The sequence below is a fragment of the Streptomyces sp. NBC_01410 genome (assembly GCF_045040195.1).
Lineage (GTDB): Bacteria > Actinomycetota > Actinomycetes > Streptomycetales > Streptomycetaceae > Streptomyces.
Genome location: NZ_CP109530.1, coordinates 7173670 through 7185024 on the forward strand (window position 1 = coordinate 7173670; position 11355 = coordinate 7185024).

12 protein-coding genes are annotated in these 11355 nt (G+C 70.8%); 6 read left to right on the plus strand and 6 right to left on the minus strand.

The features are described from left to right. Window positions 1-64 precede the first annotated feature (64 nt). The 3 genes from OG741_RS32850 to OG741_RS32860 all read left to right on the plus strand — a co-directional run bounded on the left by OG741_RS32850 (window position 65) and on the right by OG741_RS32860 (window position 2727). Window positions 65-859, plus strand: coding sequence for a VOC family protein (locus OG741_RS32850; protein WP_405603744.1), 795 nt, complete (start codon window positions 65-67; stop codon window positions 857-859). Window positions 860-973: 114 nt separating this feature from the next. Then, on the plus strand, window positions 974-1219 hold the full coding sequence (locus OG741_RS32855; RefSeq protein ID WP_266483432.1) for a WhiB family transcriptional regulator: 246 nt from the start codon (window positions 974-976) through the stop codon (window positions 1217-1219). 179 nt (window positions 1220-1398) lie between these two features. Then, entirely contained in the window at window positions 1399-2727 is a 1329-nt protein-coding gene (locus tag OG741_RS32860; protein WP_405603746.1) for an SDR family oxidoreductase, read from the plus strand. Window positions 2728-2752: 25 nt separating this feature from the next. Here the strand turns inward: OG741_RS32860 and OG741_RS32865 are convergent, their stop codons facing one another. The 4 genes from OG741_RS32865 to OG741_RS32880 form a co-directional block, all read right to left on the minus strand. Beyond that, entirely contained in the window at window positions 2753-3727 is a 975-nt protein-coding gene (locus tag OG741_RS32865; RefSeq protein ID WP_405603748.1) for an acyl-ACP desaturase, read from the minus strand. A 116-nt stretch (window positions 3728-3843) separates the two neighbouring features. Next, entirely contained in the window at window positions 3844-4620 is a 777-nt protein-coding gene (ddaH, locus tag OG741_RS32870) for a dimethylargininase (RefSeq protein WP_266483437.1), read from the minus strand. Between the two features lie 38 nt (window positions 4621-4658). Further along, entirely contained in the window at window positions 4659-6416 is a 1758-nt protein-coding gene (locus OG741_RS32875) for an ABC-F family ATP-binding cassette domain-containing protein (protein ID WP_405603750.1), read from the minus strand. A 286-nt stretch (window positions 6417-6702) separates the two neighbouring features. Beyond that, window positions 6703-7119, minus strand: a complete 417-nt coding sequence (locus OG741_RS32880; RefSeq protein WP_405603751.1) for an SsgA family sporulation/cell division regulator — start codon at window positions 7117-7119, stop codon at window positions 6703-6705. 188 nt (window positions 7120-7307) lie between these two features. Between OG741_RS32880 and OG741_RS32885 the strand changes: the two genes are divergently transcribed. Then, window positions 7308-8417, plus strand: coding sequence for an oxidoreductase (locus OG741_RS32885; RefSeq protein WP_405603753.1), 1110 nt, complete (start codon window positions 7308-7310; stop codon window positions 8415-8417). A 19-nt stretch (window positions 8418-8436) separates the two neighbouring features. Here the strand turns inward: OG741_RS32885 and OG741_RS32890 are convergent, their stop codons facing one another. Next, on the minus strand, window positions 8437-8736 hold the full coding sequence (locus tag OG741_RS32890; RefSeq protein WP_405603754.1) for a YciI family protein: 300 nt from the start codon (window positions 8734-8736) through the stop codon (window positions 8437-8439). A gap of 91 nt (window positions 8737-8827) precedes the next feature. Between OG741_RS32890 and OG741_RS32895 the strand changes: the two genes are divergently transcribed. Further along, window positions 8828-9526 carry an endonuclease V gene (locus tag OG741_RS32895; protein ID WP_405603756.1) on the plus strand — a complete coding sequence of 233 codons (699 nt, stop codon included), beginning with the start codon at window positions 8828-8830 and terminating at the stop codon, window positions 9524-9526. A 16-nt stretch (window positions 9527-9542) separates the two neighbouring features. Here OG741_RS32895 and OG741_RS32900 read toward each other — a convergent pair whose 3' ends face one another. Then, window positions 9543-10742, minus strand: coding sequence for a saccharopine dehydrogenase family protein (locus tag OG741_RS32900; RefSeq protein ID WP_405603758.1), 1200 nt, complete (start codon window positions 10740-10742; stop codon window positions 9543-9545). A 127-nt stretch (window positions 10743-10869) separates the two neighbouring features. Between OG741_RS32900 and OG741_RS32905 the strand changes: the two genes are divergently transcribed. Then, window positions 10870-11316, plus strand: a complete 447-nt coding sequence (locus tag OG741_RS32905; protein ID WP_405603760.1) for a hypothetical protein — start codon at window positions 10870-10872, stop codon at window positions 11314-11316. Window positions 11317-11355 lie beyond the last annotated feature (39 nt).

Genomic DNA, 11355 nt, shown 5'->3' on the forward strand with positions numbered 1-11355 from the left:
GGGGATCGGTAGCAGACTCGGCAGGGCAGGGCAGGACGACGGGATCACCTCGAAGGAGCGCACCATGCTCAGCACCCGCTTTGTCACGGGCTCCCCGAACTGGATCGACCTGGGCACCCCCGACCTCGACGCGGCGACCGCCTTCTACGGCGGACTGTTCGGCTGGACCTTCCAGTCCGCGGGTCCCGACGCCGGCGGCTACGGCATGTACCAGCTGGGCGGCAAGACCGTCACGGGCGCCATGACGGTCACCCCCGAACAGGGCGGAGCGGGCTGGACCCTCTACTTCCAGTCGCTCGACGCCGACGCCACGGCCAAAGCGGTCCAGGCGGGCGGCGGCGCGGTCCTGTTCGAGCCGATGGACGTTTTCGAACTCGGCCGCATGGCGGTCTTCTCCGACCCCGCGGGCGCGGCCTTCGCGACCTGGCAGCCGGGCCAGACCAAGGGCCTGGAGGCCGTCAACGACCCCAACACGCTGTGCTGGGCCGAGCTGTACACCGAGGACCCGGGCGCGGGCCTCGGCTTCTACCAGGGCGTGTTCGGCTGGGAGACGTCCACGATGCCGCTGCCGGACGGCACGGGCTCGTACACGATGATCAACCCGGCGGGCGCGGGCGCCGAAGCGATGTTCGGCGGCATCGTCCCGCTGGCCGCGGACCCGGTCGAGACGGAGGGCCCCTACTGGTTGCCCTACTTCGAAGTGACGGACTGCGACGCGGCGGTGGCCACGGCTGAACGACTGGGCGGCACGGTCCGGATGGCCCCGGTCGACATGGAAGGCGTCGGCCGCTTCGCGAAACTGTCGGACCCGGCGGGGGCGCGGTTCGCAGTGATGCAGGGCGTGCAGCAGGACGACTGAGCCGGCCGTCTTCGTGGTGACGCGCGCGGGATGGCCCGTCGCCGGGGTGGTGCCCGTTGGGACGTTGATGCTTCGTTGATGCGGTGTTTATCGCGGCGGGGGAATGTGTGCCGCATGCCGATCAACACCACCACGGACCAGGAACTCTCCTGGCAGGAGAACGCGCTGTGCGCCCAGGCGGGCCCGGAATTCTTCTTCCCGGCGCCCGGCTCGTCGACGCGGGAGGCGAAGCAGCTGTGCGGGGCGTGCGAGGGACGGGTGCCGTGCCTGGAGTACGCGCTGGCGCATGACGAGAGGTTTGGGGTGTGGGGCGGGCTGTCCGAGAAGGAGCGGTACCGCCTCAAGCGAAACCAGGGCTGACCCTATGGCGGGCGCGAGCGCGTCGTCCTCGGGGGGTGCCTTCGGGGACGGCGCGCCCCGCCGACTCGATTGCCTCAGTGAGCTGACCCAGCGCATGCGACAAACACCGTGGGATATCCGGATGCTGACCCCGTGCCCGGTCATTAGGATCGCCCGGAAACAACGGGGGCGCAGCGCACATGGACGACACGGTCACTCACGACGAACTGGCGGCTTTCGAGCGCACCGTCCGCAGGCTGCGGGCTCTGCCGATGGCCGATCCCCTGCGTATCCGGGGCGAGGAGATCGCCGCCTCCTTCGCGCGCGAGAGCCGCAACAAGCGACGCAAGGCGCGCAGGCGCGTGGAGAGCGACGCGGACGCCGCCGTCACGGCGGGCACCGCCACCGGTGCGCTCGACCGGCGTGAGGACGCGGCGCTGACCGGCAAGGGACGTGCGGGTGTCTTCCTGCGGCCCCGGCACTGCTATGTCTGCAAAGCGCTCTATCGGCGGACCGACGGGTTCTACCACCGGCTGTGCCCGGGATGCGCCGCCGACAACACCGCGCGCCGCGCCCTGTCCACCGACCTTTCGGGACGGCGCGTCCTGCTCACCGGCGGGCGCGTGAAGATCGGATTCCAGCTCGCGCTGATGATGCTCCGCGACGGCGCCGAGCTCCTCGTCACCAGCCGCTTCCCGCAGGACACCCTGCGCCGGTTCGCCGCGGTCGAGGGCAGTCGGCAGTGGCTGGACCGGCTGACGGTTGTCGCCGTCGACCTGCGCGACCCGCGCCAGGTACTCGGGCTGTGCGAGCGATTGCGCGCGGACGGGGAGCCGCTCGACATTCTCGTCAACAACGCCGCGCAGACCATCCGGCGGCCGCCCGAGTCGTACGCCCTGCTCGCGGCCGGGGAGAGCGGCGCGCTGCCACCCGGCGTGCTGGCCGCGCCCGGCTACGCGCCCATGGCTGCCCTCGAAAAAGGGACGCGCGGCCTGGCGCTCGTACTCGGCGAGGTGGACGAGGCCGGGCTGCTCCCCGACCTCTCTCCGGCCAATTCCTGGTCCGCCCGGCTCGGTGACCTTGACCCTGCCGAGCTCCTGGAGACCCAGCTCGTCAACGCTCTCGCCCCCGCGCTGCTTGCCGACCGGCTGCTCCCGCTGCTCCTGGCCTCACCCCGGCCGCGCCGCTACATCGTCAACGTGTCTGCCGTGGAGGGCAGGTTCGCCGTACGCAACAAGACGCCCGGCCATCCCCACACCAACATGGCGAAAGCCGCGCTCAACATGCTCACCCGCACGAGCGCGGCCGGGCTCGCCGCCCAGGGGGTCCATATGTGCAGTGTCGACACCGGGTGGATCACGGACGAGAATCCCGCGCCGCGCAAGGCGCGCATCGCTGCCGCCGGGATACGGACGCCGCTCGACATCGTGGACGGAGCGGCCCGTGTCTACGACCCGATCGTGCGCGGTGAGGCGGGCGCACCGGTCGCCGGTGTCTTTCTGAAGGACTACGAGGAGGCCGACTGGTGAGCCGGCCGCCCGAACGCGGCGGGACTCAGCCCGCCGCGCGCGCCGCCATCCGCGCCTTGCGTGCCGCGAGCTTCTCGTCGAACTTCGTCGCCTCGGAGTCCAGCCCGCCCATATAGAGGCCGAGCTCCTCCTGCGCCTTCAGACCCTCAGGGCCCAGACCGTCGATGTCGAGCACCTTGAGGAAGCGCAGCACCGGCTGCAGCACGTCGTCGTGGTGGATGCGCATGTTGTAGATCTCGCCGATCGCCATCTGCGCGGCGGCCCGCTCGAAGCCGGGCATGCCGTGTCCGGGCATCCGGAAGTTGACGACGACGTCGCGCACGGCCTGCATGGTCAGATCGGGGGCGAGCTCGAAGGCCGCGCCCAGCAGGTTGCGGTAGAAGACCATGTGCAGGTTCTCGTCGGTCGCGATCCGCGCCAGCATCCGGTCGCAGACCGGGTCGCCGGACTGATGGCCGGTGTTGCGGTGCGAGACGCGCGTGGCGAGCTCCTGGAAGGCGACGTACGCCACGGAGTGCAGCATCGAGTGGCGGTTGTCGGACTCGAAGCCCTCCGCCATGTGCGCCATCCGGAACTGCTCCAGCTTGTCCGGGTCGACGGCACGCGAGGTGAGCAGGTAGTCGCGCATCACGATGCCGTGCCGGCCCTCTTCCGCGGTCCAGCGGTGCACCCAGGTGCCCCAGGCGCCGTCGCGGCCGAAGAGGGAGGCGATCTCGTGGTGGTAGCTGGGGAGGTTGTCCTCGGTCAGCAGGTTCACCACCAGCGCGATCCTGCCGATGTCGGTGACCTTGGACTGCTCGGGCTCCCAGGCCTGGCCGTCCTCGAAGTAGCCGGGGAAGTTGCGGCCGTCGCTGAACGGGACGTACTCGTGCGGCATCCAGTCCTTGGCGACCTTGAGATGGCGGTTGAGTTCCTTCTCCACCACCTCTTCCAGCGCGAACAGCAGTCGGGCGTCGCTCCACGCTTCCGAACTGCCGAGGTGGGGAGAGGTGATCGTCACGGGTGCTCCTGGGGGACGGGAGAGTTACCTACGTATTCGTAGGTTACGAGACCGTAGGTTAAAGCCGCAGTAAGCCCCTGGCCAAGCCCGGATGACAGATGTCCGGTTACATTCCGTTATGCGTACAGGTCACGTACACGTACGGAGAGGCAGGTGACGCAGCCTTCGAGCTTCTCGAACTCGCTGATGTCGACCATCACGGGCTGGTATCCGAGATCCGTGAACAGCTCGGCCGTCTTCGGCGCGCTCGCCGCCATCAGCAGCTTCCCGCCGCCCAGCAGCACCACATGCGCCCCCGACTCCTCCGGCACGGGCAGATGGCGCGGGAAGACGGTCGGGGTGTCCACCAGCGGCGGGTAGCCGATGACGGTCGAGTCCGGCAGCGCGGTCACCGCCGATTTCAGATGCAGCACCTTGGTCACCGGCACCGCCACGATCCGGGCGCCCAGCGGCTCGAAGGCGGCGCGCAGCTGCTGCACGCCCGCCGCGTTCGTACGGCCGCCGCGGCCCACGTAGATCGTGTCGCCGACCTTGAGCACATCGCCGCCGTCGAGCGTGCCCGGCTCCCACACCCAGTTCACCGAGCAGCCGAGGCGGGCGACGGTCTCCTCGACGGCCGCCGTCTCCGGCCTGCGGGACTCGGCCCCCGGGCGGGCGATCAGCGCGACATTGCGGAAGATCACCACCGTGTCCTCGATGAACACACCGTCCGGGCAGTCGTCGGCCGGTTCCGTCTCGACGGTCTCCCAGCCGTGCTCGCGCAAGGTCTCGGCGTACGTCTCCCATTGCTCCAGCGCCAGCGCGGCGTCGACCGGTGAGCGTTCGATATGGGTGACCAGGCCCTCGGCAAGACGCGGGCTGGGGCGGCGGATCAGTGCTTTCCTGCTGGGCACGAGGGGTTCTCCAGGGGTTACGGGTCTGGTGGCGCCCATCATGTCCCGCCATGCTCGGCCGATGGAATCCCTGACGGGCCGCGTTTGGGGACGTCGCGCAAGGGGAGGTGCGGCACCCGTGGCGCTGTGCCTCGCGGCGGGTGCCCTGGGGCCCTGTCAGCGAGCCGGCACCCCTCCCGTACCTCGTCCGCCGTGATCTCGCGCAGTTCGCCCTCCAGCAGCAGTCGGCGTGTGATGCCGATCGATTCCAGGAACGGCACATCGTGACTCGCCACGATCAGCGCTCCCTCGTACGACTCCAGAGCCGCCGTGAGCTTCCGGACGCTCGCCATGTCCAGATTGTTCGTCGGCTCGTCGAGCATCAGCAGCTGCGGCGCCGGATCGGCGAGCAGCAGCGCGGCGAGCGCGGCGCGGAACCGCTCCCCGCCCGAGAGCGTCCCGGCCGGCCGGTCGGCCCGCGCGCCCCGGAAGAGAAAGCGGGCCAGCCGCGCCCTGATCCGGTTGTTGGTGGCCTCCGGCGCGAACCGCGCCACGTTCTCCACCACGCTCAGCTCGTCGTCCAGCACATCGAGCCGCTGCGGCAGAAACCGCAGCGGGACCTCCGCCACGGCCTCACCCGCGAGCGGCTCCAGCTCGCCGGCGATCGTACGCAGCAGTGTCGTCTTGCCCGCTCCGTTGCGTCCCACCAGCGCGATCCGCTCGGGGCCGCGGATCTCGAACTCTCCCTTCACCTCGGCTCCGTAGCGCAGCCGCAGCTCGCTCAGGCGCAGCACGCCCTGGCCCGGATGGACCTTGGTGAACGGCAGCTCGATGCGGATCTCGTCGTCGTCGCGCACCGCGTCCACGGCCTCGTCGAGCCGTTCCCTGGCCTCGGCGAGCTTCTCCTCGTGCAGGATGCGATGCTTGCCCGCCGAGACCTGGGCCTCGGCCTTGCGGGCATTGGCGATGATCTTCGGCACGCGCTGGTTGTCGTAGCTCTTCTGTCCGAACCGCTTGCGGCGCGCCAACTTCATGTGCGCTTCGGCCAGATCGCGCTTCTGCTTGCGCAGATCCGACTCGGCGACGCGCACCATCCGCTCCGCGGCATCCTGTTCGACGGCGAGCGCCTCCTCGTACGCGGAGAAGTTTCCGCCGTACCACCTCACCTCCCCGTCGCGCAGATCGGCGATCTGGTCGACCAGCTCCAGCAGTTCGCGGTCGTGGCTGACCACGACCATCACGCCGGACCAGGAGGCGACCGCCTCGTACAGCCGTCGGCGCGCGTACAGATCGAGGTTGTTGGTCGGCTCGTCGAGCAGCAGGACGCCGGGCCTGGCCAGCAGCAGAGCCGCCAGCCGCAGCAGGACGCCCTCGCCGCCCGACACTTCACCGATGGTGCGCTCCAGCCCGATGTGGCCGAGCCCGAGCTGGTCGAGGGTGGCGCGTGCCCGCTCCTCCACGTCCCAGTCGTCGCCGACCGCCGTGAAGTGCTCCTCGCTCGCGTCGCCCGCCTCGATGGCGTGCAGCGCGGCGCGCGTGCGGGCGATGCCCAGCGCCTCGTCCACCCGCAGCGCCGTGTCGAGGACGAGGTTCTGCGCGAGACAGCCGACCTCGCCGGTGGTGCGGACCGATCCCTCCGTCGGCGCCAGTTCGGCGGCGATCAGCTTCAACAGCGTTGATTTTCCTGATCCGTTGAGGCCGATCAGCCCGGTTCTGCCCGGGCCGACCGCCAGATGGAAGTCGTCGAAGACGCCGGTGCCGTCCGGCCAGGCGAAGGTGAGCGAGGAGCAGGTGATGTGCGCGGGGGCAGTAGACATACGGGTCTCCCGGTTGCGTGAAGAAGGGGTTGGGGCAACGGGTGGAGACACCGCGGCGCGGGCGACGGCCGCCGGGGGACACAGGGACGGAAGAGGTCCCGGCCGGGGGAGGACGGCTCGAATGCCGAGGTCGCACACGAAGCGCGCAGCTTGACCGAAGCAGCTGCGACGCACGGTGTCTCAAGACCTCAGACGAGCAACGTCCTTCTCCTATTCAACGGCAACAGAACCGCTGTACACCGTAGGAAGGTGCCGGGTGGCCGTCAACGGAATATCAGGGAAGGCGTCAGCAGGCGTCGCGCAGCAGCTCGGCCAGATTGTGGTCGAGATCGAGATAGAGGTGCTCACGGCCGGTGGGGACCATGCCCTGGACGCGCTTGAGGAAACGGCGCACCTCGCTGGTGCGGATGTGCACCATCGCGACGCCCTCCGGGGCGTGGAACTCCAGGACCGTACGGTCGTAGCCGAAGGGCCTGACGCGTACGTCGCCGACGCCGGCCGGTCCGTCGATGCCCGCCGCGAGCAGCTCGCGCGAGAACGCCCACGACACCTCGTTGCCCTCCAGCGTCGCGGGCGGCGGGAAGGCCATACGTACGGCGAAGGGATCCTCGCGGTCGTAACGCAGCGTGGCCGGAACAGACTCCATCTGGGGCGCCGAGGCGACCAGGCGGGCCTGCACGGCCTGCTCGATGACGGTGGACAAGGCCTGCTCCTTCGTGCGCGGCTCGCTGACGTCTCGCTGACACCGTCAGAGACGTCGGAACGACGGAATCCGTGCATCGGAAAGCAGAGTGACCTGTGTCACCGCCCGGCAAACGGGACTTTGACGACCTAAGCGCCGCCGGAACGCACCCTGGACGGGCTCAGGCCCGTGGGCTAGCTTCCAGCGCCATGACGTCCAAGGGGAAGACGAGACGAATGGTGTCGGTGGGGCTGTGTGCCGCGGCGGTCGCCGCCGCGCTGGCCGCACCGGCACAGGCGGCCCAGCAGACCGGCGGCGCGGCCGGGGAGAAAGCGGCCGAGACGGGTGGTCCCGCCTGGAGCCTGAAGAACACCGGCACCGACGTACGGTTCCGGGGCCTGGCGGCCGTCAGCCGCCGGACCGCCTGGGTGGCGGGCTCCAAGGGCACGGTCCTGCGCACCGCGGACGGCGGGCGGAGCTGGCTGAACGTCTCCCCGCCGGGGGCGGGCGGGCTGGAGTTCCGCGACATCGAGGCCTTCGACGGCAGGCGGGCCGTGGTGCTGGCCATCGGCGAGGGGGAAGCCTCCCGGGTCTTCCGCACCGACGACGGCGGCGCGAGCTGGACCGAGTCCTTCCGCAACCCCGACCCGAAGGCCTTCTACGACTGCATCACCTTCTTCGACAGCCGCCACGGCCTCGCGATGAGCGATCCAGTGGACGGCAAGTACCGCATCCTGTCGACCGGCGACGGCGGAAAGTCGTGGAAGGTGCTGCCGAGCGCCGGGATGCCTGACGCACTGCCGGGCGAGGCGGCCTTCGCGGCGAGCGGCCAGTGCCTGGTCAGCTCGGGACGCCAGGACGTATGGCTGGCGACCGGCGGTGGCGCGACCGCGCGCGTGCTGCACTCCGCCGACCGCGGCCTGCACTGGACCGTCGCCGATGCGACCATCCCGGCGGGGGACCCGGCCCGCGGAGTCTTCGCGCTCGCCTTCCGCGACCGTGCCCACGGCATCGCCGTCGGCGGTGACTACCGCCCCGACCAGGCATCCCCGAGCGCCGGGGCGGTCAGCGGTGACGGCGGCCGCAGCTGGCAGCAGGCGAAGACACCGCCGCCCGCCTACCGCTCGGGCGTGACCTGGCTCCCGCACAGCCGCTCGGCGGCGCTCGCCGTGGGCCCGACCGGGACCGATCTGACCCTGGACGGCGGCCGCAGCTGGCGCACGGTCGACACCGGTTCGTACGACACCGTCGACTGCACCGCCGACTTCGGCTGCTGGGCCTCGGGCGAGAAGGGCCGCGTGGCACGGCTGGAGTTCTGAGCCGCGCTCGGCGATCGCGTCAGGAGGGCAACTGCTGCCGGTACGGGGCGAGTTCGGGCGCGGTCTTCGTCGCGATGAACTCCGTGATCCGGTACTCGCACACGCCGCCCACCGCGAAGGGGTCGGCCGCCACGGTCTTCTCGATCGTCGCGCGGTCGTCCCCCACGGCCAGGATCACCCCGCCGTCGCGGGGATTCTTGCGTCCCGACGCGAGGAACACGCCCTCCTCGTACAGCGCGTCCAGCCAGGCCACATGCGCGTCGAGGAGTTCGTCGACGCGCTCAAGGGGTGCGGTGTAGGTCAATTCCAGTACGAACATGATCGTCAGGCTACGCGACTCGGTGCGACGGCCACCGGCAGGCCGAGATCCCCTGGCACCGATCCGTCCGGGTCGTAGGCTGGGCATCACCATGAAGATCATCGAGACGCCCCCGCACTGGCCTGCCGACGACGCCGCGGCCCTTGCCGTCCAGGACGAACTGCGCACGCGCGTCGTCCTGGACGAGCCGGGGCCGCCGCCCGCCACCGGCCTGGTGACGGGCGTCGATGTCGCCTACGACGACGACCGCGACGTCGTGGCCGCGGCGGCCGTCGTCCTGGACGCGGCGACGCTCGCCGTCGTCGAGGAGGCCACGGCGGTCGGGCGGGTGGCCTTCCCCTACGTCCCCGGGCTGCTGGCCTTCCGGGAGATCCCGACCGTGCTCGCCGTACTGGAATCCCTGACGTCGGATCCCGGCCTTGTCGTCTGCGACGGCTACGGCCGGGCGCATCCCCGCCGTTTCGGGCTCGCCTCGCATCTCGGAGTGCTGACCGGGCTGCCCGTGATCGGCGTCGCCAAGAACCCCTTCGTCTTCAGCTACGGCGAACTGGGCCCGCAGCGCGGCGACTTCGCCGCCCTGCGGGCCGACGACGGCGAGGAGGTCGGCCGGGCGCTGCGCACCCAGGACGACGTCAAGCCGGTCTTCGTCTCCGTCGGCCACCGCACGACGCTCGACAACGCCTGCGCGCACACGCTCCACCTCGCGTCCCGCTACCGGCTCCCCGAATCGACGCGGCTGGCCGACCGCCTGTGCAGGCGCGCACTCGCGGAGATCACCGGCGGGTCGTGATCGCCACGCTCCGGTCTCAGCGCGTGGCGGCCACCCGGAAGCGGATGCCCGCCGCCTGAAGCCGCTCCAGCAGCGCATCACCCATCGCCACCGCCGTGGTCACCTGCCCCGAGGTGTCAGGCAGTTGGTCGTGGGCCAGGCACAACATCGACTCGGCGAGCATCTTCGCCGTCTCGCCGTAGCCCGGATCGCCGCCCGACACCTCCGTGAACACCGTGCGGCCACCGCCCTCGCCCACGAAACGTACCGAGAACCAGCTCTTCGCCCGACGCTGCTCGTCCGGACCCTCGCCGGGCTTGATCCGCTCCGACAACCAGCGCCGGGCGGGCGGCAGTTGGGCCAGCGCGAAGAGCGTGCCGACGGCCGCCGCACCGCCCGCCGCCATCGGCAGGGTGCGGACCGCCGCGTAGTGCCGATACCGGAAGTCCGGGCCGTACCGCTTCAGCGACCGCGCCGAGCGCGCGATGATCTGCGCGTCGACCGTCGGCAGCGGCAGCGCCCAGGCCCCCGTCTCACGGCTGAACCGCGGCGAGCCGAGCGGAGCCCGGGCCCGCCGTCCCACCAGCCGCGGCTCGTGCAGCCGCCGCTCGTGCGCGGCCCGCAGCATCTGCCGCCCGCGGCCCATGGCGTTCAGCGCGGAGGCGAGAGTCCCGCCGGAGAAGGTGGCGTTGGAGCGTACGAACCCGTCGACGCGCAGCGGCACGCCCTCGGGGAGCTGCTGGACGGTGAAGTACGCGCCCAGGTCGTGCGGGACCGAGTCGAAGCCGCAGGCGTGGATCAGCCGGGCCCCGGTCTCCCTGGCCCGCGCGTCATGGCGTACGTACATCAGGTCCACGAACTCGGGCTCGCCGGTCAGGTCGACATAGTCGGTCCCGGCCTCCGCGCACGCGGCGACCAGCGCCTCGCCGTACAGCAGGTAGGGGCCGACCGTCGTGGCCACCACACGGGCGGACTCGGCGAGTTGGCGAAGTGCTTCGGGATCATTCACGTCCGCCTCGATCAGCGGCAGCCCGGCACAGCCGGGATGCCTGGCGGCAAGACGCTCACGCAGTTGCTCCAGCTTCTGCCGGCTGCGGCCCGCGACGGCCCAGCGGCAGCCTTCGGGCGCGTGCGCCGCGAGGTACTCCGCGGTGAGCGCGCCGACGAAGCCCGTCGCCCCGAAGAGCACTATGTCGTACGGGCGCTGTGCGCGATCGGTCCCGTTCTGCCTGTTCAATGGCCCCTCCGCCGTTGCCCCCGCGGTCATGTCGGTGGCTGAGGCTAGCGTGCGAACGGGCCTGGGAAGAAGATGCGTTTCCCATCGGTAACATGCCGGGCCACGGGGCCGGATCTAGCGTGAAGACATGCGTACATGGCGTCCCCATCGCCTGGTGCGGTGGTTCCACACCGCGCTCGCGGTGTGCGGGCTCGTCGCCGGCGCCGCACTGGTGGCGCTCGCCGCGACCGCCGACGAGGGGGCGGGCCAGCTGTACGGCATGGCGGGGGTGGTGATCGTCTGCTCGGCCTATCTGCTGCTGCTCGCCTTCAACCGCCGGGTGTCCCTGACCGACAGCGAGGTCGTGGTCCGCAATCTGGCCACCGACCGGCACATTCCGCTGGCGGAGGTCGCTTCCGCCGCGCCGGGGCACGGCGCGGTGGAGATCCGGCGGACGGACGGCTCACGGACCAGAGTCATGGCGGTCGGCACCTACCACTGGCTGGCCCCCGGACTCTCGCGCGCCGACGAGGTGTCGACGGCGGTCAGCACGGCGGCGGGCCAGATGAGGGAGAGAGGCGCCCCGGCGCGCTGAGTGACCCGCCTACCCTGACAGCATGGGCCGGAAAGCCAT